The organism is Paraburkholderia sp. CNPSo 3281, from assembly GCF_024206515.1.
Classification (GTDB): Bacteria; Pseudomonadota; Gammaproteobacteria; order Burkholderiales; family Burkholderiaceae; genus Paraburkholderia; species Paraburkholderia nodosa.
Window position 1 is genome coordinate 131299 of sequence record NZ_JAMBPS010000010.1, and the last position, 21644, is coordinate 152942.

The window sequence follows — 21644 nt, forward strand, 5'->3', positions numbered from 1 at the left end:
ACGCTTATGGAGCGCATTGAACGACACGTCAGCCACGGCGGAAGCCAGGAGGTCTGGAAGCACGCCTCTTCCACCGTTGGCGGCGACATGAAGTTTGGCATCTATCTGCCCGAGGCCGCGCTGCGCGGGCAGAAGTGTCCCGTGCTGTACTGGCTTTCGGGCCTGACCTGCACCGAGCAAAATTTCATCACCAAGGCCGGTGTGCAACGCTACGCGGCGGAACACGGGATTATCGTCGTCGCGCCGGACACCAGTCCGCGTGGCAGCGATGTGCCCGATTCGCCCGACTATGATCTCGGCCAGGGCGCGGGCTTCTACGTGAACGCCACGCGGGAACCGTGGGCGAAGCATTTCCGCATGTACGATTACGTGGTCTCCGAATTGCCCGCCGTCGTCGAAGCCGGGTTTGCAGCGAGCGACGCGCGCTCGATCAGCGGGCATTCGATGGGCGGGCACGGCGCGCTGGTCGTTGCATTGCGCAATCCGGGCCGGTATCGCAGCGTATCCGCGTTCTCGCCGATCGTCGCACCGAGCCAGGTGCCGTGGGGCGAGAAGGCGCTCACCGCCTACCTCGGCGATGACCGCGAGGCGTGGAGGCAGTATGACGCCGTGGAGCTGGTCGGCAACGCGAGGGCACACTTGCCGCTACTCGTGGATCAAGGCGGCGGCGACGAATTCCTCAATACGCAGCTACGGCCGGAACTGCTGCAGGCGGCCTGCGAAAAGGCGGGGCAACCGCTGGCGCTCAACGTTCGCGAAGGCTACGACCACAGCTATTACTTCATCGCCAGCTTTATCGGCGAGCATATGGCCTTTCACGCCAAAGCGCTGGCTTGAACCGCGCCCGGCGCCCGCCCGCTTGTTTCGGCGGCCGGGCGCGTTTTCTATAGTCGTTCATAGGCGAGGCGCCGAGGCCTCGTCTACGCATAACCCAGTGTAATGCGACTACGAAAATAAAGCGCATTGACGCTGTACTCGCCATCCTCCAATACTCAACGGCAACACACCATAAAAGCCAGCCAGGAGAAAGAGGATGACGAGCGCCCCGCTTTTCGATGCGGCACGCAACACAATCGAGCCGAACGGCAAAGACGCGGTTTTGCGTGACGTCCGGGCCTGGCGGCTCGCGCGCGTGCAGGAACAATTGCGCAAGCATAACGTGCCCGCCAGCACGCCGTCCGCTATTGCGCGGGTGGCCAGAACTTATGACGGATTGCAGCGCGAATCACGAGCTGATTCGAGTTCGAGGAAACGTCTGCCGCACCCGGAACATAGGCGACGTCGAGCACCGTTTGAGTCTTGTCGCCGCCAACGTGCTGATAGGCTCCCTGCAAATACAGATCCGTACGTTTCGACAGATTGTAGTCCGCCATCTCATCGAAGTCCTCCAAACCTGGTTGCCATTCGATAACGAATGTTCGTATGCAAGTTTTATGATTGATTAAATGCGTAGTTAACCTACGTATTTTCGCGCTGATAGTGTCCTTTTCTTGCAATCAATCTTTGGCACGACGAGGAAGCGGTGCGCGGAGTATTGAAGCAACGCCGCAGGCTGTCAACGTGATTTATTTTCCTTGTCGAATGACTTTAAGTTATGTGACCTCCCAGCACGTCTACCGCAATCTATGCGATTCGCCTCGCAGTTGGCGAGCCGGTGTCTCGACATATTCATCAGGCAACGGCGTATCCGCCTCCGGCGTTCCCAGTAGCGCCTCATGAGCATTTGGCAGCCGCGTCGTGCGATATTCGTTGGGCGACTCGCCAAACTCCTTGCGGAACTCGCGCCCAAGATGCGATGCGTCGGAGAAGCCGCATGACGAAGCGATATCCGCAACCGTGCGGTCCGAACTCGTCAACAGCCATGACGCCATGCGTATGCGGATCTGCCTCGCGTACGCGCCCGGCGATTTGCCGGTTTCCGTCGTGAAAAGGCGTTCGAGCTGGCGCACCGAAACATCGAGCCTGTGCGCCAGGTCCGGCAGACTCAGCGGCTGGCCAACGTGTTGCTCCATCAGCAGAATCGCGCGCCTGACCTTGGGATGCGTGGCAGGCTCGAGGCCCGGCGGATGCGGTTGCGGCGCGTTGCCTTTCTGCGCGTCGTCCACGAGCAGAATACGCAGCGCCTTGCGCACGATCGTGGCCTCGACGTGGCGCAGCAGAATCGCCGCGGCCACGTCGATCGACGCACGGCCGCCGGAACACGTAATGCGCCTTCTGTCGATCACGAAGAGCCGGTCGGCAACGAGGTCGCGCTCATCGGCTTGCGGAAAACGCTCGACGAAATCCCAGTAGTGGAACCAGCTCACGCAAATTCGATAGCCGTTCATCACGCCGGCCCGGGCGAGTGCGAACGCCCCCGTGCAGAGTCCCACGAGCGTGGCCGGCGTTTCGGCCATCGCGCGAATGAAGGAGAGTGTTGCGTCGCTCGCTGGCGGTCCCGAATGCAGCAGCCCGCCTACGATCACGACATAGTCGAACGCCTCGGCCGCATCGAAGGTCGTCCACGGCGTGATCTGGATTCCGCAGCTGGCGCGAACCGGAACGAGGTTTTCTCCGACGATGGTCCATGAGCACCGCACCGGCCGGCTCATGTCGCCTTCGTCGCTTGCGAGCCTGAGCAAATCGACGAAGCCGGAGAACGCGGTCAACGTGAAGTTGGGCAATAGCACGATCCCGAAACGCAGCCGCCTCGCCGCCGTGGCTTCGCTGTCAATCGCTTGGTGAACCATGAGGACCGCCTCTGTCAATGCATTCCAGACAATCGATACGGTCGAAATCCGTTGCCCGTTGATTAGCCTGTGTTAATTAGCCGGTGACCGCAACACCGGCATCGAGCCAGTCGCGCATCATCGCACCGGCTTCTTCGCTGAGCCAGGTCCGAAACTGCAGATACTCGGTGCGAGGCCGCGCATTCCGATGCGTAATCAGATAGTGGTAGCGGTCTCTAAAGACAAGCGCATCCGGAACAGGCCGTATCAGGCGTCCCTGCTCGACCTGAAGATGGAGCAGATGATGCCAGCCCAGCAGCGTCCCTTCGCCGGCTTCCGCCTGCGCGACGAGGAGCCGATAGTCGTTGCTCTCCAGGTTGCGGTTTTCAGCCAGCATGTCCGTGCCGTCGCCCTGCTGGAACCAGTTGCGCCACACTCGCCAATCCACGTGTTCGCACACCTGGGCGCGCCCGAGCAACGAGAGATTCAACGTGGGTTCGGAAAGCAGGTCGAGCGGCTTGAGTTTCTTGCCGCGAAAATACCGGTCGTAAAACGTCGGGCTGCAAACCGGATAAACGACATCATGAAACAGCGGCTCGACCTCGTATTCCGGCTCGCGAGGCGGATTCTTCGTGATGATGATGTCGGGCTCCATGAGCTCGTCCAGCTCCATGAAGTGCTCGGTCACCATCACATGCAGCCGGATATCCGGAAAGCGCGCGCGAAACGCCGGCAGGCGCTGCGATAACCACAGGGCCGAAAACGTATGCGAGACGCAAATCGTTAATGCGTGCCGGTCCGTGCGTCGCACCGCCTCCGCCGCTTCGGCGATATTCATGATGGAGAGGTACGACGCGTTGTACAGAATGCGTCCGGCATCGGTCAGCGCGATATGCCGGCCGGTGCGCTCGAACAGCGCGACATCGAGCGAATCTTCGAGCTCCTTGATTTGTCTGCTGATTGCGGCCTGCGTCACGCAGAGCACCTCCGCCGCCTGGGTGAAGCTTTCGTATCTCGCCGCCGTCACGAAGCAACGGAGTGCACGGAGCGATGGCATCTGGGCGAGGAGTCTGTCTGCGAATAGCTGCTTCTTTAACATGGCTTGCGCTCTTTAAACGGGTGCCCGCATGACGCGATCAGGCGCGCCACGAACCATAAAGGGATTCGGATGAGAATAGTTTGCGAGTCCGTTTGCCCGGTGGCAAGTAAGGTGTTCCATAGTAAGGGTCTTATAAATGGCAAAGCACCGCCCCTCCAATGTGGCGCCTGGCTTACGTCCCGCCGACGACCCGCTTCAACACCCTGTCGAGCGCCTCTCCATAGTGAGTGTAGGTGCCGCGCTCCGTTAGCTCGGCGTGCAATTGCGCGTTGAGGCCGCCGGGCGTCATGCAGTGCTCAAGTGCCGCCAGTTCGGCAGACGTTTTTTGCCGCGCGGAGAAAGCGTGATCCGCTCGAATGACATGCCCGAGCGCAGCGGCCCGGTCACCACGGCCTTTGTGATTGCCCCCGTTCCAACGAATCCGATGCGCATCTGCATGCAAGTCCTGTTCAGGTGTGGCGCAAGCCCGCCACGGAATGCGAGCCGGGCCTGACGGCCCGCTCGCGCGCTTTACCGCCGCCAGGTCAAGCGAGCTTCAACCAGGTCGTCTTTAGCTCGCAATACTGGTCGTGTGCGTAGACCGACTTGTCGCGGCCGCCAAAGCCCGATTGCCTGAAGCCGCCGAATGGCGTCGAAAGATCGCCCTCTCCGAAGCAGTTTACCGTGACCGTGCCCGCACGGATACGCGCCGCAACCTTATGCGCACTGTTCACGTTATCGGTCCACAGCGAAGCCGCCAGTCCGTAGCAGGTGTCGTTCGCGATACGGATGGCGTCTTCCACGTCGTCGTATTCGATAAAGCACACGACCGGTCCGAACACTTCTTCCCGCGCGATGGCCATATCCGGCGTGACCTGATCGAAGATGGTCGGCTCGACGAACCATCCGCCGGTCTCGGTCAGCACGGCACGTCCGCCGCAAATCACGCGCGCGCCCTGCTCCTTCGCTTTCTCGATGTGCGCCAGCACCTTTTCGTAATGCTTTTGCTCGATCAGCGCGCCGAGCTTCGCGTCCGGGTCGAGCGGGTCACCCGTCCTCCAGCCCGCGAGAACGGCCTGAACTTTCTCGACCAGTTCCGCCCGCTTGCTCGAAGGAACGAGAATGCGCGAGCCGGCGCTGCAGTTTTCTCCCATGTTCCAGAACGCAGCGGCGACGGCCTGTTCGGCGACCGCATCGAGATTCGCGACATCGGGAAGAATCACCTGCGGATTCTTGCCGCCGCATTCGAGCACCACACGCTTGAGGTTGGTATCCGCGGAATAGTGCAAAAAGCGCTTGCCGGTCGCGGTCGAGCCGGTGAACGCGACGAGATCGACATCGGGATGGCGGCCCAGCGCCTGTCCCGCGCTATCGCCGAAACCTGTGACGACGCTAAGCACGCCCGCCGGCACGCCGGCTTCGAGCGCGAGATCCGCGATGCGCAAGGTCGAGAGCGACGTTTGCTCCGCAGGCTTCACGACCACGGTATTGCCAACCGACAAAGCCGGACCGATCTTCCAGGCCAGCATCAACGCGGGGAAATTCCAGGGCAGGACCGCGCCCACCACGCCAATCGGTTCACGCGTAATCATGCTGACGACATCCGCGCCCGAAGGCGACAGCGCGTCGTATCGCTTGTCAGTCACTTCGGCATGCCAACGAATGCAGGCTGCCGACTCGGGAATATCCAGCGCGAGGCATTCGCTGATCGGCTTGCCCGCCTCCAGCGCTTCGAGCAGCGCTAGTTCGTCCGCGTGCTCGTCGATCAGTTGCGCGAGGCGAAGCAGGACCGCCTTGCGATGGGCCGGCGCGGCCTTCGACCACACGCCCGATTCGAATGCATTGCGGGCAGCGGCGACCGCGTGATCCACATCCTTTTCATCGCATTTCGCCACTTGCGCCAGCACCTTGCCCGACGCGGGGTTGAGCGTGGCGAACGTTTCTCCCGACGCCGCTCCACACCGCTCTCCGGCGATCAATGCCCGGCCGTCGAGCGCCAGGTCCGCGGCTTTCTGCTTCCACTGCTGATGCGTCGTCATCTCATGTCCTTGGTTAATTAAAGCTCGGCGCCCGCCGACATTTCCTTTGCCCAGATCGTGGCCGACACCGCCATGTCCACAATGGGCCGAACCGGCAGCGAGCGCGGATGGGGCTGGTTCAGAAGCTGGTGGACAAGCTTGTTGGTCTGGCCAAGCGCGTATTCGGCGATCAGCTTGCCCGACGACGATCCTCTGCTCAGCCCGAGCCCGTTGCAGCCCACCGCTTCCAGAATTCCATCGTCGCGCCGGCCGAACAGCGCGCCGTTATTCGCCGAGAGACACAGTGGACCACCCCATGTGTACTCCAGCTCGACGCCATCGAGCATGGGGAATCGACGGTCGAACGAGCGCTGATGCAGCGCTTTCGCCTTCGCGAGATCGGCGTCGGACACCTGCAGTCCCGGCCTGAACGCGAAATGGTTGCGCACGCAAATACGGTCCGTATCTAGACGGCGCACGGTCGTGCCCATGGGATCCGCCGGGATCAGCGACCACGACCGCGTTCCGCCCAGCCTTTCAACCTCGCCGGCGTTCATGACGCGGGTCATCGATGCAAATGTGTAGACGGGCAGCAAGCCATTCGGGTGGATGCCGAACGTCGCCGCATAAGCGTTCGTGCACAGAATCACCTGTTTGGCGACGATCTTTCCTCTAGCGAAATGTAGAACTTTTTCATTGTTGCGATTCTCGATTTCGGTGACGGCGCTCAGCTCGAAGACCGTGACGTTTTCCGGCTGCGTGGCCGCGAGGCCGCGCATGAGCGCAGCCGGCTGCACCGTGCTGCAGCCCGGCGTAAATAGCGCCCCCTGATAAAAGTCCGTGCCCGTTACCTTGCGGATGGCCGCCTGATCGAGCCATTCGAAACCTTCGTCGATGCGCGTCAGGCCCTGCGCAAAGTGCGAGAGTGCGTCGAGCCCCTTCTTGTTGACCGAGCCGTGGAATTTGCCCTCGTCGCGCCAATCGCAGTCGATGTCGTGTTGCCGTACGATCGAACGCACGTAGTCGATCCCGTGCCGCTGGAACCGCACGTCGGCCTTGTCCTCCGCCACGCTGCGCGAGTAGCTTTCACTGCTGATATCGTGCGGCAAGTCGACGAAGAATCCGGAATTGCGTCCGGCCGTCGTGCGCCCGATGCGATCGGCCTCGACGAGCGCGATCGACGCATCGGGCGCCAGTTCGGCAAGCCGGCGAGCCGCGCAAAGCCCGGTGATGCCTCCGCCCACAACGACCCAGTCGTATCGATGCTCCGACGACACGCTTCTGGCAGGCCCCGCTGGCGGGAGACTCTCCCACCACCCGTTGACGCCATCTGGAGCAGGAAACCGCGCGAATTCCAGGTTCGAGACCATTTTCAGTGATTACTGGGCGTTGCGAATGAGAGGTTTCACAAGCTGCGCAAACGCGCTGCGCTCCTCTTGCGTGAGCGAGCCGAGCGGTGCACGCGCCACGCCAACCGGCAGCCCCACCAGTTCGCAACCGTAGCGCACGTACTGGATGAATTTGCCGCTGCGCTCGAGCAGTTCGAGCACCGGCAACAGTTGCGTCATCAGCTTGCGGCCCAGAACGAAATCGTTCTGTTTGACGCACGCGTCGAACAGCGCCGTGTGCGCTTCCGGCAGGAAGTTGGAGGCGCCGCCTACCCAGCTCTTCGCGCCCCACGCGAAGAATTCGAGCGCCTGGTCGTCCATGCCGCAGCTGAGCACCAGGCGGTCCTTGAAGTGCGTGACGAGATGATGCAGATGCGAAATGTCGCCCGTGCTCTCCTTCATGGCGATGAAGTTCGGACGCTCGAGCAGCGTTGCCAGCACGCCATCGCTGATTTCCGTTCCCGTGCGGGCCGGAAAGTTGTACAGCATGATCGGCATGTCGAGCGCGTCGTCCACCTTCAGCATGTGGCTGAGCAGTTCTTCCTGCGTCGGCTGCGCGTAGTACGGCGCGGCAACCAGCAGCGACGACAAACCTGCACGCCTGGCCTCGAGGCCCAGGCGAATCACCTCCTTCGTCGTAGTCGCGTTGATGCCCGCGGTCAGATACGTTTTTCCACCCGCCGCCTCGGCAACGGTGTTGAAAGTCTTGACGCGTTCCTCGAAGCTCAACGCGTAGTATTCGCCCGTGGTGCCGCCGATCCCGAGTCCCGATACGCGGCCTGCGAGATTCGCTGCGTGCTTGCCGAGCAGAGCATGGTCGATTTCACCGTCTTCCTTGAACGGTGTGACCAGCGGAGTATGTACGCCCTCGAAGCTCATTTCGATTCCTCTCTTCAGTAATCTTCAAACAGATAAACGGGTTTTCACTGTATTCGCGCGCCGAGTGCCTGGCTCATGCCAGGGCGTCGGCGTGCGAATAAATCGGAAACTGGTTGCACAGATCCCGCACGCGGCTACGCACGGCGCGCTCGACATGGTCGTCGCCGCCCGGCTCGTGCTCGAGGCCCGCCAGCACTTCGAGAATCATTTCGCCGATCTGCTCGAATTGAGCGGTGCCGAATCCGCGCGTCGTACCGGCCGGCGTGCCAAGACGGATGCCGGAAGTCACGGTCGGGTTTTCCGTGTCGAACGGAATGCCGTTCTTGTTGCAGGTAATGCCCGCGCGCTCGAGGGCTTTCTCGGCCTGCGTGCCCGTAATGCCTTTGGAACGAAGATCGACGAGCAGCAGATGGTTGTCGGTGCCGCCCGTGACGAGCGAGAGTCCGCCGGATTGCAGCACGTTGCCGAGCGCCTCCGCATTACGCAGCACGCGGTCGATATAGCCCGCGAACTCCGGACGCAGCGCTTCGCCGAACGCCACCGCCTTGCCCGCGATGACATGCATGAGCGGACCGCCCTGCAGGCCGGGGAACACGGCGGAGTTGATCTTCTTGGCGAGGTCGCCGTTGTTGGTCAGGATGAAGCCGCCACGCGGGCCGCGCAGCGTCTTGTGCGTGGTCGACGTCACCACGTCCGCGTACTTGATCGGGTTTTCATGACGGCCGGCCGCGACGATGCCCGCGATATGCGCCATGTCGACCATCAGCAGGGCTCCGACGCTATCGGCGATCTCACGGAAAGCCGCAAAGTCGAGCGCGCGCGGATACGCCGAATAGCCCGCGATGATGAGCTTCGGCCGGTGCTCCTGCGTGAGCCGCCGCACCGCGTCGTAGTCGATACGATACGTCTGCGGGCTCACACCGTACTGCACGGCATTGAACCACTTGCCGGAAAGCGCCGGCCGCGCGCCATGCGTGAGGTGGCCGCCGGCGTCCAGCGACATGCCCATCACCGTGTCGCCCGGCTTGACCAGCGCGAGCATGACGGCGCCGTTTGCCTGCGCGCCGGAATGCGGCTGCACATTGGCGTACCCGGCGTCGAACAGCGCCTTCACGCGGTCGATCGCGAGCGCCTCGATGCGGTCGACGTGCTCGCAGCCGCCGTAATAGCGCTTCGACGGATAACCCTCGGCATACTTGTTGGTCAGCACCGTCCCTTGCGCTTCCATCACCGCCGCCGAAACGATGTTTTCGGAAGCGATCAATTCGATCTGCGTTTGTTGCCGGCGCAATTCGAGCGCGATCTCCGATGCAATAACCGGGTCACGGCTCTGGAGCGTTTCAGAAAAGAAGCACGAGTTTTCGCTCACAGGTCACTCCAGGAAGTAATCGTGTCAAGCAGGCCCTGCTGGAACATGAAAATCGTCGGGGCAGCGGGCCTTTCCTGCCCCCGTGAATACGAACCTGCTGGTTACTGCTGCAGCCAGGCTTTCAGCTTGTCCGGGTGCGCGTCGACGAACTTCTTCGCGGCGGTCGCATAGTCGTTCGTGCTGTTGCCTTCGAGTTCGATGGCTTCGACGTCAGCCAGCGTCAGCTTGAAGTGCTTGAAGAACACATCGGCGCGGGGAAACTTGGTGGCGAACTGTTTGGACGCGAACGCGTGGACCTGTTCTTCGCCGCCCAGCGTGCCCTTGGGGTCCTTCAGATAGCGCATCTGCCATTTCTGCCAGAGCCAGTGCGGGCTCCAGACCGTGGCGACGACCCACTGCTTCGTTTGATACGCGCGCGACACGGCAGCGAGCATCCCGGCTTCGCTCGACGACTGCAGGTTGTAGCCATTCAGGTCGTAGGCCTGAACCGACTTCTGGGAGGCCTGCATCAGGCCCGAGCCCGGACCAATGCCCTGGATCGTGCCGTCGAGCTTGCTTTTGACGTCCGGCTTGTTCAGGTCCGAAATCGACGACACTTCCGACTCCGGCACGTAGACGGGCACGGCCCAGCCGTTTCGGCCACCCGTGTAGATCACGCCGACATCATCCAGATCGTTCTTGTACTTCGCGTAGTACACAGCGTGCGTCACCGGCAGCCAGCCGCCCACCATGATGTCGAGGTCGCCGCGCGCCACGCCCTGGAACTGAATGCCGATGTCCGCATTGACGAACTTGACCGGCTGATTCAGTTTCGTTTCGAGCACGTACTTGGCAACGTTGGCCGTGGCGAGAACGTCGGCCCAGTCGGTGATCGCCAGCTTGATCGGCTCTGCCGCCACGGCAGACCCGACGCCGACACTCATGGCGACGACCGCCGATAGCGCAACCTTCGTCATGAATGATTTGAAAATATCGCTAAGCATGTTAGTACTCCGGATTTATATTGAAACTACCTATTCATCACGGATGCCTGCCTGTGATTTCAGGCAGGCATCCGGCTAGTCAGCTATGCGCCGCTTCGGTGGTGCCAGCTTTGCCCACTTTCGTGACGGGTCTCCTCTTCTTCGACTTCACGCCGAACGTCTCCGTCAGGCGGTCCAGCACGATGGCCAGCAGCACGACGCCGAGGCCACCTTCGAAGCCAATGCCGATGTCAAGCCGCTGAATGCCGCTCAACACATACTCGCCGAGGCCGCCCGCGCCGATCATCGAGGCGATCACGACCATCGAAAGCGACATCATGATGGTCTGGTTCACGCCGGCCATGATGGACGGCAATGCATTCGGCAACTGGATTTTCCAGAGCAGCTGCGCGTCGGTGCTGCCGAACGAGCGGCCCGCTTCCAGCAATTCCTCGCGGACCTGGCGGATGCCGAGCGTCGTGAGCCGCACCACGGGCGGCATGGCGAACACGACGGTCGCGATCACGGCAGGCACGCGGCCGAGGCCAAACAGGATCACGGCGGGAATCAAATAAACGAACGCCGGCATGGTCTGCATGAAATCGAGCAGCGAGCGCAGAATCAGTTCGACCCGCTTGTTGCGCGCGCCCCAGATGCCGAGCGGCACGCCGACGATGAGGCTGAACACCGTCGCGGCGACGACAAGGGCCAACGTCGCGACCGTTTGCGGCCACAGCCCCATGTAGTGAATGAGCAGCAGCGCGATGCCGACGAACACCGCGAAGGCGATCCCACGGCGCCACAATGCGAACGCCACGAGAAAGACGAGCATCGCGACGAAGGGAATCGCCCCGAGGCCGTCTTCGAGCAGCTTGACGACTGCGCCCAGCGCCGCGGAAAACGCGTTGAATCCGCCCTGAAAGTGATTGAAAAGAAAATTGACGGCGTTCTCTGCGAACTTGCCGATGACTGACGAATTCATGCTGCCCTCCGCTCCATAACCTGTTTGAGTATCGTTCGGCACGACACGACGCCCGCGAGCTTGCCTGCCGCGTCCGTCACCGGCACGTCGTGTTGCTGGCTCAGTGCGATCGCGGAGAGTTCGTGCAGGTCGGTGTCCAGCGAGACCGTGCTCAAGTCCTTGAGCAACGCGTCGCGCAGGGGTTGGGCACCCGCCTTGTGCAGCGACGCGGGCGTGACGCAGCCCTGGTAACGGCCGGCTTGATCGCACACGTAACCGCACTCGGCGCCGCTATCGATCAGTTGATTGAGGTAGCGCTCAGCGGGCGCGCCGACGTCGCCGGAAATCAGTCCGCGCTCGACGCGGGTCAGCAGGCTCTCAGCCTTGAGGAAACGCGACACGTCGACGTGACGGAAAAAGTCCCGCACGTAGTCGTCCGCCGGAGACTGGATCAGTTCGGCCGGCGTGCCGACTTGAATCAGGCAGCCGTCCTTCATGATGCCGATACGGCCGCCGATCTTGATGGCCTCTTCGATATCGTGCGAAATGAAGACGATGGTCCGCTGCTCCTCCTTCTGGAGCCGCAGCAGTTCGCTCTGCATTTCGAAGCGGATCAGCGGATCGAGCGCCGAGAAGGCTTCATCCATCAGCAGCACGGCAGGATTGACCGCCAGGGCGCGCGCAAGACCGACCCGCTGCTGCATGCCGCCCGAGAGTTCGCTGGGCAGAAGCTTTTCGTATGAGCCGAGTCCCACGCGCGTAAGCGCTGCCCGTGCGATTTCATAGCGCTCGGACTTCTTCATGCCCGCGACTTCCAGGCCATACGAGATGTTGTCGAGCACCGAGCGGTTCGGCAGCAGCGCAAACGACTGGAACACCATCGCCATCTTCTTGCGGCGCACTTCCCGCAGTTCGGGCGTGGACATCGGCGCAATGTCGCGCCCTTCGAGTACGACCTGGCCGGACGTCGGCTCGATCAGGCGATTGAGCAGCCGTACGAGCGTCGACTTGCCGGAACCCGAGAGTCCCATGATGACGAAGATCTCGCCGGCCTTCACGTTGAGGCTGACGTCGTTGACCGCCACCATGTTGCCGGTGCGCTTGAAGATCTCATCGCGTCCCAGGCCTTGCTTGACCAGTTGCGCGGCGACCTCGGGCTTCGGGCCGAAGATCTTCGACAGGTTCTTGACCGTCAGGATGTCGGTTCCTGATATGGCGATGGGCCGGGCCACCGAAGGCGTACCCGCTGTGTTGATTGCGCCTGGCGGCAACGCGTCGCCCGGTGCGAACGTCAGATGAGGGGCCATTTGTCATCCCAACTGGCTGGTTCAAAAAATTGGCGCTGGCGAACTCCGGTACGACCTGAAGTTCCAGCGTGGCGATTCAGCTAGCATCCCGGCTTCGAATCCAATACTTCGGCGGTTTCGGTTCTGGCGCGGCCGTTGATGCAGTGATTGCAGCGTAGCAATCCAAATTGCGCGCTCCAGCTACATTTTTTCGGCCCTTTCCCATACCTTTGGTAATGCGTGCGAGGCGCCAGGTGAGCAATGAAACGTTTAGCGAATAGGCGAGAGGCGCGTGGACCCTATATAGATTGCGGCTTTGCGGGCAGTCGAATGGCGGGAATGGCCGCGTTTGGCCAATGAACGGGAAACGGCGCGCGCCGTACCGAACAAGGGAAAGTCCTGGGGGGGATTGAGTCAGGGAAACTACCAGGAAAATGCGAGAAAAATGGGAGAAACTGCGAGGGAATCAGGCGAAAGCTCAGACGACAAAATGGAAATGCCCCGGCGCGCCACGCAACGCATTGCGGACCGGCCTGCGCGGCCGGTGCGGCGCTGGCCTCAGCGACTGGCGCTTCAGCACAGTCCACGGTCTGCGCGAAGTTGAAGCTTTCCTGATGGTAGCGGGCGGGGTCATGGCCGCCGTCCGCGAGCATCTTTCTGGAAGCGTCGGCATAGCGCGGCAACGCAATTACCGGAGCCCCCATGTATCAGCGGCATCAGAACCTCGAGCATTTCATTCGCGTTGCCCGAACGCTGTTTCAGGCGCCAGCCTTGCCGGAGGCTGGCCGTCAGATGGCCGCGAAAGTATTCGAGCGTCTCGAACAACCGTCCGACGACGGCAAGCGCAACCGCGAACGCTATCCCGCCTGCGATCTCCTCGATGCATCGCTCGCACCGCTGCTTGCTGACTCAACCAGTCTCGGCGACGCGGCCCGCGCTATCAAAACGCTCGAATCCGCTATCGGCTGGCAGCGGCGAACGTCCGGAGCGAATGGAAGCCAGGACTATGTCGAGCAGCACGTGAACGGCATGATTTGCGGCCCCGGCGGCATGGAAAGCCGATACGACGTGCAGCTAGGGTTTTCGCTGCTCGCGCCGCACACGCGATACCCCGATCATCGACATCCCCCTGAAGAGGCCTATGTGCTGCTCAGCGCAGGCGAATTCCGCCAGCGCGATGGAGACTGGTTCGATCCGGGCATCGGCGGCGGCCTGCACAATCCGCCCAACAGCCTGCACGCCATGCGCGCGGGCACCACCCCGCTCCTCGCGCTATGGTGCCTGCTGGTATGAGCGCGCTTTTCGAATATCGGCCGCCCGATCAAAGGCTCAGCAGCCCGCGATACAAGCCGTAGCCCGCCACGACCGCGGCCACGAGCACGGCTGCGAATACGATTTTCTCCAGGTGCGTAAACACGTGCTGCCCGGCCTCGCGCCTCGCCTTGGCGAACAGGACGACGCTCGGCGCGTAAAGCAGTGACGAAAGGAGAAGATATTTCACGCCGCCCGCATAAAGCAGCCAGACCGCGTAGAGTACGGAAACCGCAGCAATCGTCAAATCCCTGCGGCGCTCCTTTTGCGACAGTTCGTAGGTCTCGCCGCGAATGGCGAGCAGTAACGCATAGGTCGCCGACCAGAAGTAAGGCACGAGAATCATCGAGGTGGCGAGATAGATGAGTGAGAGGTACGTGCCTTTCGACACCAGCGTGATGAGCAGAAACATCTGCACCATGCCGTTGGTCAGCCATAAGGCGTTGGCCGGCACCTGTCTCGCGTTTTCCTTGCGCAGGAACGCGGGCATCGTGCGGTCACGCGCGGCCGAGAACAGAATCTCCGCGCACAGCATGACCCACGAAAGCAGTGCGCCAGCCAGCGAAATGGCGAGCCCCACGCTCACCAGCACCACGCCCCAATGTCCGATAGCGTGCTCGAGCACGCCTGCCATCGAGGGATTCTTCAAGCCGGCGAGTTGACGCTGCGTCATGATGCCGAGCGCCAGCACGTTGACGAGCACCAGCACGAGAAGCACGACGAAAAATCCGATCACCGTGGCCTTGCCGACGCTCTTGCGGTCCGCGGCGCGTGCCGAAAAAACAGTCGCCCCCTCGATGCCGACGAACACCCAGACCGTGACGAGCATCATGTTCCGGACCTGATCGAGCACACCGCCCAGCGCCGGATTCGAGCGCGCCCAGATATCGGCCGAGAAGACATCGAGCCGAAACGCGAGCAGGCAGATGAGAATGAAAAGGACGAGCGGAACGATCTTCGCAATCGTCGTGATCTGATTGATGAAGCTCGCCTCTTTGATGCCCCGTAGCACCAGAAAATGCACGCTCCACAGCAACACCGAAGAGCAGGCGATTGCGGGTAACGTATTGCCTTCGCCGAAGACGGGGAAAAAATACCCGAGCGTGCTGAATAGCAGCACGTAGTAGCCGACGTTGCCGAGCCACGCGCTGATCCAGTAGCCCCAAGCCGAGGCGAAGCCCATGTAATTGCCGAATCCGGCCTTGGCGTAAGCGTAGACGCCGCCATCGAGATTCGGCTTGCGGTTGGCGAGTGTCTGAAATACCAGCGCGAGGGCCAGCATGCCGAAGGCCGTAATGACCCAGCCAATCAGAACGGCGCCCACGCCGGCGGAAGCGGCCATATTCTGCGGCAACGAAAAGATGCCGCCGCCGATCATCGAGCCCACGACGAGGGCAACGAGCGCGCCCAGTCGCAGCCCGTTTGTGTCCCTGTGTTCCCCGGCGGCATCGAACCCGTGGGTAGCGTCGCTCATATCTGCTCCGTCTTCGCAGTGTCAGGTCGGGGGCATCCGGCTCCATTGCGAAATCAATGTTGGCAGGAATGCAGGCAAATGCAAGGAAAACGCAGTGCATCCGGAAACGACTGGAAACGTCGGGCAATGCGCAGCGCATCGCCGGCATTGCGATATGATCGCGCTTTACTGTGCCGGGATTCCCTACATGCAAGTGCTGGTCGACGCTGACGCCTGCCCCGCCGTCATCAAGGACATGTTGTTTCGGGCCGCGCGGCGTGCCGAAGTCCAGGTGACGCTGGTGGCAAACCAATATCTGCGCACACCGCCGTCGCCCTTCATCAAGTCGATTCAGGTGCCGGCGGGATTCGACGCGGCCGACGCCCGCATTGTCGAACTGGTCGAGGCGGGCGACCTCGTGATTACCGCCGACATTCCGCTTGCCGCCGCGGTGCTCGAAAAGAACGCGCAGGCGCTCGATCCGCGCGGCAACTGGTTCACGCGCGAAAATATTCAGGAACGGCTGACGATGCGCGACGTGATGGATCAACTGCGCAGTGCAGGCATCGAAACGGGCGGTCCGGCGCCGTTCAGCGCGCGTGACAGCAAGGCGTTTGCCAGCCAGCTCGATCGATTTCTCGCGCGGCATAGTCCGCCGCCGCGCAAGACTGGGTGATGGCTCAAAGCGCGAGACGTTTGGGATCGTCATGGCCCCGCACACGCGAATCGCGCGCGATTAGAGCCGAAATATTCACTGTGTGCTGCTAACCCCTGTCGCGCACAGGGTTTTTTATCAGATGATTTGACGCCAAAATTGGGGCGGCGCGACTGCGAACTCCGCTATTTCCCGAAAGTAGCCGATCCCCCGCCCGCCCCGGCGCAGCCGGACTTTGCCGCCGATCACGCATGCCGGCCATGATGCGTATTGGGCAGGCACGATAGTTCGGCCTCCTCACCGCCATGCGTTTCGCTCTTGCCATTGGGCGGCGTCTTTCCTATGATCTTCAAACGCGAATCACTCTCATTCGTATCGAAACGCCACCGCCCGCGCAAACGGTTGCGCGGTTGCGCCTCGTGAGCTTTCTCGCCGTCTTCGTCCTTCGATGAGGTAACCCGACATGGTCCTTTCCGCTCCAGGTGAAAGTTCAATCATGAGTACAACTAATGTCGAGCCAGGTCCGCCCTCGCCCGTGCTCGACTTCGTGGCGATCGGCCTCGGACCGTTCAATCTGAGTCTCGCCTGCCTGGCCGATCCGATCCGCGATCTGCGCGGCCTCTTCCTCGAACGCAACGAGGACTTCGACTGGCACCCGGGCATGCTGATCGACGACACGACGCTGCAAAACCCATTTCTTGCCGACCTCGTGAGCCTCGCGGATCCCCAAAGCAAGTTCAGCTTCCTCAATTACTGCAAGCAGGAAGGCAAGCTCTATGCGTATTACATCCGCGAGCGCTTCTATCTGAGCCGCGCCGAATATAACCGCTACTGCAAATGGGCCATCGGCCAGCTGTCGAGCATCGCGTTCGGCTCGAGTGTGGAGCACGTTGAATACGACGCGCAGCAAGGCCATTACGTGGTGCGCGGGCGGCACGTGCGCACCGGCCAGCCGTTCACGCATCGCGCCGCGCGCCTCGTGATCGGCGTGGGCTCCGTGCCGCAATTGCCACCCTGCTGCGGCGAGCTGCGCGAGCGCTGCATCCATAGCGCGCATTACGTGGCGCGCAAAGCCGAGCTGCAGCAAAAGCGGGCGATCGCCGTGATCGGCAGCGGCCAGAGCGCAGCCGAGATCTTCTATGACCTGCTCAAGGAAAGCGACGAGCACGACTACACGCTCACGTGGATCACGCGTTCGCCGCGTTTTTTCCAGATGGAGAACACGAAGCTCACGCTGGAAATGATCTCGCCCGACTATATCGACTACTTCTATAACCTGCCGGACGGCGTGCGAGAAAACATCATCGCCAAGCAGGACAGTCTCTACAAAGGCGTGAACGCCTCGCTCATCAACCAGATCTACGACCTGCTCGACGACCGCCGCAGCCGCGGCAGCAACAGCGCGCGCCTCATCACCAATTCCGAGCTGAGCGCCTGTCATCACGACCGCATCGACGACTGCTTTCACCTGCGCTTCGTGCAGCGCGACGAGGGCGTGCAGTACACCCATGTCACGGACGGCGCGATCTTCGCGACCGGCTATGGGCAGAACGTACCCGGTTTCATCGACGGCATTCGCGCCCGCATCCGCTGGGACGACAAGGGGCGCTACCGGCTCTCGCGCAACTACGCGATCGACGTGAGCGGGCGCGAGATCTTCGTGCAAAACGCGGGGCTCTACAGCCACGGCCTGACCAACCCCGACCTCGGCATGAGCTGCTATCGCAACTCCTGCATTCTGCGCGAGCTGACCGGCGTCGAACACTACAAGATCGAGCGGCGTATCGCGCTGCAGGACTTCTCGGTGCCCGACACGGAAGCGTTCGTGAAGATGCCGCTGGAGGCGCAATGAAGCTGCGCAGCACGATCATCCTGATGACGACCTTCGCCGTCGTCAGCGATGCGATCCTGATTCCGTTCTACCCGCAGTTCTTCGCCGCGCGCTATGGCGTCACGAGCCCCGTGCATGCGGGCGCTTACGTGGCGTTCATCTCCATTGTCGTGATGCTCACGCTGCCGCTCTGGGCGCGCATTGCGAAGCGCCTCGACGCCATGCATCTGCTCGTCTATACGCAGTGCGCCGCGGGCGTGCTTTCGCTCGCGAGCTATTTCGCGGCGACGGTGCCGCTCTTCTGGGTGCTCTCGCTCGCGATGTTCATGTGCAAAAGCAGCTATCTGCTGATGTACCCGTACATGATGCGGCTCGAAGCGAAAGAATCGCATGCGCATACCATCGGCGTGCTTTCGGTGGTGGTGCACTTCGGCGCGATTGCGGGCGCGGTGGCGGGCGGCTTCGTCATGCAGGTCTGGGACGCGCATCACTGCATCTTCGCGATGGCCGCCGGCGACTTCGTACAGATGGCGATCTGCCTTGCGCTGATCCGCACGCATGGCATTGCGCGGCGCTGCCGGTTCGCGGGCGATGCCGATGAAGCACACGTCAAGCCGGGTCTGCGTGCGCGCATGCCGATCCTGCGCCTCGCACTGCTCATGCTCGCGTTCGACTTCTGCGTGTATCTCATCCGACCGTTCATGGCGTCGTACTGGCAAGCGGTCACCCACGCGCCTGGCGAGCTGGTTCCAGGGCTCGTGTTTGCCATACCCGGCATGGTCGCGCTCGTCGCGCTGCGCCTGAACAAGCGCCTCGCCACGCAGGGCAAGCGAGTGCCCGACCACATGCTCGCGAACCTGCTGCTGTGCACCGCCGGCATGCTGCTGCAAGGCGTGGAGGCACCGCTGTGGATCGTGGTGGGTCGCATGATGTTCGGCTGGGCGCTGTTCCAGATCGTCGTGAAGCTCGACGTGACGATGTTCGCACTGAGCACGCCCGCCTCGTATGCCGCCGACTACAGCGTCATTAACTTCTTCCAGAACCTTGGCGTGCTGCTGGCCTCGTTCGCGGCCGGCGCCATTGTCGACGAAGCCGGCTTGCGTACGCCGTTCTTCGTGGCGTCCGTGGGCCTCGTTTTCACGGCGTTCGCGAGCGTCTGGCTGCTCGCCGGGCCGCGCGCCCAGGTCGCCGCCCTTTCCAATCCAATTACCGAAACAGGAGTCCCCGCCCGTGCGAACTGAAATCGCTGCCGACGAAATCGCGCTGCGTCATGTCCCGGCTGGACGCATGGCCGGAGCCAAGGCCTTTCACATCCGCCCGCTCGACGCGCAACGCGACGCGCCCGCGCTGCACCGCTGGTTCATCGAAGAACGCGCCGCCTTCTGGAACATGCGCGACAAGAGCGTGGCGGACGTGGCCGCTTTCTATCAGGCGATCGAGGACTCGGGGCACGCGCGCGCCTGGCTCGGCTTGCAGGATGACGTACCCGCCTTCCTGTTCGAAAGCTACGACCCGGCCCACGAAGAGATCGGCGAGCACTACGACGTGCGCGCGGGCGACCTCGGCATGCATCTGTTCGTCGGCCCCGCTGCCAGGCGAACATCCGGCTATACGCACCACGTGTTCGAAACACTCATGGCGTTCCTGTTCGAGCACCTTGACGCGCAACGCGTCGTCGTCGAGCCAGATGCGCGTAACGCACGCATCCACGCGCTGAATCGCGCGATCGGCTTCGTGTATACGAAGGACGTCGCGTTTCGCGAGAAGACCGCCTCGCTCGCGTTCTGCACACGAGCCGCTTTTTACGCTGCCATTAAGCAGGATCACTAAATTCCATAAGGACATCGCATCATGAATCACGTCGCAACTCAGGCTTCCATGCAACATGTTCCCCTCACGCCCCACGAGGCTACCGCCCACCTCACACCCGAGGTGTGGCAGCGCGCGAACCGCATGCTGGTGCGCAAGGCCATTGCTGAGTACGCGCACGAACTGATCGTCGAGCCGCAGCGCGTGGGCGATGCGCCCGGCGAGCACTACGCGCGCTATGCGCTGGAATCCGACGACGGCACACGCGTCTACACCTTCGATGCGCGCCTGCTCGCGCTGCGCCACTGGAGCATTCGCGCCGAAACCATCGTGTGCTCGCAGGACGGCGCGCCGCAACCGCTCGACGCGCTCGCCTTCATTCTCGACGTGAAAGCGCGGCTTGGCATCAAGGAGGAGATGCTGCCCATTTACCTCGATGAAATCAGCAGCACCCTGTATGGCGCGGCCTACAAAGCGGTGAAAGACGGCCCGGACACGGCCGAACTGCTCGATGCCGATTTTCAGGCGATCGAAACCGCGATGAGCGAAGGCCATCCGGGCTTCGTCGCCAACAACGGCAGGCTCGGCTTCGACGCGGGCGACTATCGCGCGTTCGCGCCCGAGGCGGGCTCGCCGCTCCAGATCGTCTGGCTCGCCGTGCACAAGGAGAACGCCGCGTTCCACAGCGCCGCCGACCTCGACTACGAACAGCTCATGGAAGAAGAACTGGGCGTGGAGACCATCGTGCGCTTTCGCTCGATCGTCGAAGCGCGCGGCGTGGACTTTGCCGACTATCGGCTGATGCCGGCGCACCCGTGGCAGTGGTTCAACAAGCTTTCGATCGCGTTTGCGAGCTATGTCGCGACCAACCGCATCATTTGCCTCGGCTTCGGCGAGGACCGCTATCTGGCCCAGCAGTCGATCCGCACGTTCTTCAATCTCTCGGACCGTTCGAAACGCTATGTGAAGACGTCACTCTCGATTCTCAACATGGGCTTCATGCGGGGGCTCTCGCCGTACTACATGTCGGGCACGCCCGCCATCAACGACTTCATCAAAGGCCTCGTGGCGAGCGATCCTTATCTGCAGGACAAAGGGTTCACCATTCTGCGCGAAGTCGCGTCCATCGGTTTTCGCAATCGCTATTACGAAGCGGCCGTCCAGGTGGATAGCCCCTATAAGAAGATGTTTTCGGCACTCTGGCGCGAGAATCCGCTCAGGCTCGCGGCACAAGGCCAGCGGCTCATGACCATGGCCGCGCTGCTGCATACGGACCGCCATGGCGAGGCGCTGCTGCCCGCGTTGATCGAAGCTTCGGGGCTCACGGCGCAAGCCTGGCTCGAGCGCTACATGGAGGCGTACCTGGCTCCCCTCGTCCATTGCTTTTACGCGCACGATCTCGTGTTCATGCCGCACGGCGAGAATCTCATCCTGGTGCTCGAAAATCATGTGCCTGTGCGCGCGATCATGAAGGACATCGCGGAAGAATCTGCCATCCTCAACAAGGACGCGCAGCTTCCGGAAAACGTCAAGCGCCTCGCCGTGGACGTGCCCGAGCGCGTCAAGCTGCTCGCGATCTTCATCGACGTGTTCGACGGCTATTTCCGCTACATGAATCAGGTACTCGTCGAGCACGGTTGCTGCACGGAAGACCAGTTCTGGGACTCGGTGGCGCGCTGCGTCGCGCGCTATCAGGACGAGCACCCGCAACTCGCGCGCAAATACGCCGATTACGACCTCTTCGCGCCCGTGTTCCTGCACTCATGCCTGAACCGTCTGCAGCTGGGAAACAACCTGCAGATGGTCAATCTCGCCGATCCCGCGGGCAATCTGAAGATGGCGGGCAATCTGCGCAATCCGCTGGCGGGCAGGCGCGGCGCGCCGCGAGACGCCGCGCAGGCGAATGGCATGAGCGCCGAAGCGGTCGCGGCATAAG

The 21644-nt window shown here is 62.1% G+C and carries 18 protein-coding genes and 1 pseudogene; 7 read left to right on the forward strand and 12 right to left on the reverse strand.

The window, feature by feature from the left end:
* The first annotated feature begins 6 nt into the window (after positions 1-6).
* Entirely contained in the window at positions 7-837 is an 831-nt protein-coding gene (gene fghA, locus M3I56_RS13900) for an S-formylglutathione hydrolase (protein ID WP_254354437.1), read from the forward strand.
* 344 nt (positions 838-1181) lie between these two features.
* Here fghA and M3I56_RS13905 read toward each other — a convergent pair.
* From M3I56_RS13905 to M3I56_RS13955, 11 genes and pseudogenes are all read right to left on the reverse strand, one after another.
* A pseudogene (locus tag M3I56_RS13905) lies at positions 1182-1376 on the reverse strand (porin); the annotation flags it as partial.
* Positions 1377-1613: 237 nt separating this feature from the next.
* The gene (locus M3I56_RS13910) at positions 1614-2729 is read right to left on the reverse strand and encodes a GlxA family transcriptional regulator (RefSeq protein WP_254354438.1); all 1116 of its coding nucleotides are present in this window, start codon (positions 2727-2729) and stop codon (positions 1614-1616) included.
* A 76-nt stretch (positions 2730-2805) separates the two neighbouring features.
* Complete coding sequence (locus tag M3I56_RS13915) at positions 2806-3807, reverse strand: LysR substrate-binding domain-containing protein (RefSeq protein ID WP_254354439.1); 1002 nt, start codon at positions 3805-3807, stop codon at positions 2806-2808.
* 285 nt (positions 3808-4092) lie between these two features.
* On the reverse strand, positions 4093-4245 hold the full coding sequence (locus M3I56_RS13920) for a hypothetical protein (protein ID WP_254354440.1): 153 nt from the start codon (positions 4243-4245) through the stop codon (positions 4093-4095).
* Positions 4246-4331: 86 nt separating this feature from the next.
* The gene (locus M3I56_RS13925) at positions 4332-5825 is read right to left on the reverse strand and encodes an aldehyde dehydrogenase (RefSeq protein ID WP_254354441.1); all 1494 of its coding nucleotides are present in this window, start codon (positions 5823-5825) and stop codon (positions 4332-4334) included.
* A 17-nt stretch (positions 5826-5842) separates the two neighbouring features.
* A complete protein-coding gene (locus tag M3I56_RS13930) occupies positions 5843-7174 on the reverse strand; it encodes an FAD-binding oxidoreductase (RefSeq protein WP_254354442.1) in 1332 nt (443 codons plus the stop codon).
* 9 nt (positions 7175-7183) lie between these two features.
* A complete protein-coding gene (locus M3I56_RS13935) occupies positions 7184-8071 on the reverse strand; it encodes a dihydrodipicolinate synthase family protein (RefSeq protein ID WP_254354443.1) in 888 nt (295 codons plus the stop codon).
* 73 nt (positions 8072-8144) lie between these two features.
* On the reverse strand, positions 8145-9440 hold the full coding sequence (gene glyA / locus M3I56_RS13940) for a serine hydroxymethyltransferase (protein ID WP_309249155.1): 1296 nt from the start codon (positions 9438-9440) through the stop codon (positions 8145-8147).
* Between the two features lie 101 nt (positions 9441-9541).
* The gene (locus tag M3I56_RS13945; protein WP_254354444.1) at positions 9542-10423 is read right to left on the reverse strand and encodes a glycine betaine ABC transporter substrate-binding protein; all 882 of its coding nucleotides are present in this window, start codon (positions 10421-10423) and stop codon (positions 9542-9544) included.
* Between the two features lie 79 nt (positions 10424-10502).
* Positions 10503-11384, reverse strand: a complete 882-nt coding sequence (locus tag M3I56_RS13950; RefSeq protein WP_028203873.1) for a proline/glycine betaine ABC transporter permease — start codon at positions 11382-11384, stop codon at positions 10503-10505.
* Positions 11381-12670 (reverse strand): glycine betaine/L-proline ABC transporter ATP-binding protein, encoded by a 1290-nt coding sequence (locus M3I56_RS13955; RefSeq protein ID WP_028203872.1) that lies wholly within the window; start codon positions 12668-12670, stop codon positions 11381-11383. Before M3I56_RS13955 ends, M3I56_RS13950 begins: the two co-directional genes overlap by 4 nt.
* Before the next feature lie 681 nt (positions 12671-13351).
* On the opposite strand from M3I56_RS13955, the gene M3I56_RS13960 reads away from it, so the two are divergent.
* Positions 13352-13942 (forward strand): dimethylsulfoniopropionate lyase, encoded by a 591-nt coding sequence (locus tag M3I56_RS13960; RefSeq protein ID WP_254354445.1) that lies wholly within the window; start codon positions 13352-13354, stop codon positions 13940-13942.
* Between the two features lie 28 nt (positions 13943-13970).
* Here the strand turns inward: M3I56_RS13960 and arcD are convergent, their stop codons facing one another.
* Positions 13971-15434, reverse strand: a complete 1464-nt coding sequence (gene arcD / locus M3I56_RS13965; protein ID WP_254354446.1) for an arginine-ornithine antiporter — start codon at positions 15432-15434, stop codon at positions 13971-13973.
* Positions 15435-15621: 187 nt separating this feature from the next.
* On the opposite strand from arcD, the gene M3I56_RS13970 reads away from it, so the two are divergent.
* From M3I56_RS13970 to M3I56_RS13990, 5 genes are all read left to right on the forward strand, one after another.
* Positions 15622-16089, forward strand: coding sequence for a YaiI/YqxD family protein (locus tag M3I56_RS13970; protein WP_254354447.1), 468 nt, complete (start codon positions 15622-15624; stop codon positions 16087-16089).
* A gap of 475 nt (positions 16090-16564) precedes the next feature.
* Positions 16565-17920 carry a lysine N(6)-hydroxylase/L-ornithine N(5)-oxygenase family protein gene (locus tag M3I56_RS13975; RefSeq protein WP_254354448.1) on the forward strand — a complete coding sequence of 452 codons (1356 nt, stop codon included), beginning with the start codon at positions 16565-16567 and terminating at the stop codon, positions 17918-17920.
* Positions 17917-19140: an MFS transporter gene (locus M3I56_RS13980; protein ID WP_254354449.1), complete on the forward strand. Its 1224-nt coding sequence runs from the start codon at positions 17917-17919 to the stop codon at positions 19138-19140. Before M3I56_RS13975 ends, M3I56_RS13980 begins: the two co-directional genes overlap by 4 nt.
* The gene (locus M3I56_RS13985; protein WP_254354450.1) at positions 19130-19729 is read left to right on the forward strand and encodes a GNAT family N-acetyltransferase; all 600 of its coding nucleotides are present in this window, start codon (positions 19130-19132) and stop codon (positions 19727-19729) included. The genes M3I56_RS13980 and M3I56_RS13985 overlap by 11 nt, the downstream gene beginning before the upstream one ends.
* Before the next feature lie 21 nt (positions 19730-19750).
* Positions 19751-21643: an IucA/IucC family protein gene (locus tag M3I56_RS13990; protein WP_375541724.1), complete on the forward strand. Its 1893-nt coding sequence runs from the start codon at positions 19751-19753 to the stop codon at positions 21641-21643.
* Position 21644 lies beyond the last annotated feature (1 nt).

Bases quoted from the DNA above. Each gene is read 5' to 3' on its own strand.
- fghA (WP_254354437.1), top strand. From the start codon at position 7: ATGGAGCGCATTGAACGACACGTCAGCCACGGCGGAAGCCAGGAGGTC.
- M3I56_RS13910 (WP_254354438.1), bottom strand. From the start codon at position 2,729: ATGGTTCACCAAGCGATTGACAGCGAAGCCACGGCGGCGAGGCGGCTG.
- M3I56_RS13915 (WP_254354439.1), bottom strand. From the start codon at position 3,807: ATGTTAAAGAAGCAGCTATTCGCAGACAGACTCCTCGCCCAGATGCCA.
- M3I56_RS13920 (WP_254354440.1), bottom strand. From the start codon at position 4,245: ATGCAGATGCGCATCGGATTCGTTGGAACGGGGGCAATCACAAAGGCC.
- M3I56_RS13925 (WP_254354441.1), bottom strand. From the start codon at position 5,825: ATGACGACGCATCAGCAGTGGAAGCAGAAAGCCGCGGACCTGGCGCTC.
- M3I56_RS13930 (WP_254354442.1), bottom strand. From the start codon at position 7,174: ATGGTCTCGAACCTGGAATTCGCGCGGTTTCCTGCTCCAGATGGCGTC.
- M3I56_RS13935 (WP_254354443.1), bottom strand. From the start codon at position 8,071: ATGAGCTTCGAGGGCGTACATACTCCGCTGGTCACACCGTTCAAGGAA.
- M3I56_RS13945 (WP_254354444.1), bottom strand. From the start codon at position 10,423: ATGCTTAGCGATATTTTCAAATCATTCATGACGAAGGTTGCGCTATCG.
- M3I56_RS13950 (WP_028203873.1), bottom strand. From the start codon at position 11,384: ATGAATTCGTCAGTCATCGGCAAGTTCGCAGAGAACGCCGTCAATTTT.
- M3I56_RS13955 (WP_028203872.1), bottom strand. From the start codon at position 12,670: ATGGCCCCTCATCTGACGTTCGCACCGGGCGACGCGTTGCCGCCAGGC.
- M3I56_RS13960 (WP_254354445.1), top strand. From the start codon at position 13,352: ATGTATCAGCGGCATCAGAACCTCGAGCATTTCATTCGCGTTGCCCGA.
- arcD (WP_254354446.1), bottom strand. From the start codon at position 15,434: ATGAGCGACGCTACCCACGGGTTCGATGCCGCCGGGGAACACAGGGAC.
- M3I56_RS13970 (WP_254354447.1), top strand. From the start codon at position 15,622: ATGCAAGTGCTGGTCGACGCTGACGCCTGCCCCGCCGTCATCAAGGAC.
- M3I56_RS13975 (WP_254354448.1), top strand. From the start codon at position 16,565: ATGAGTACAACTAATGTCGAGCCAGGTCCGCCCTCGCCCGTGCTCGAC.
- M3I56_RS13980 (WP_254354449.1), top strand. From the start codon at position 17,917: ATGAAGCTGCGCAGCACGATCATCCTGATGACGACCTTCGCCGTCGTC.
- M3I56_RS13990 (WP_375541724.1), top strand. From the start codon at position 19,751: ATGAATCACGTCGCAACTCAGGCTTCCATGCAACATGTTCCCCTCACG.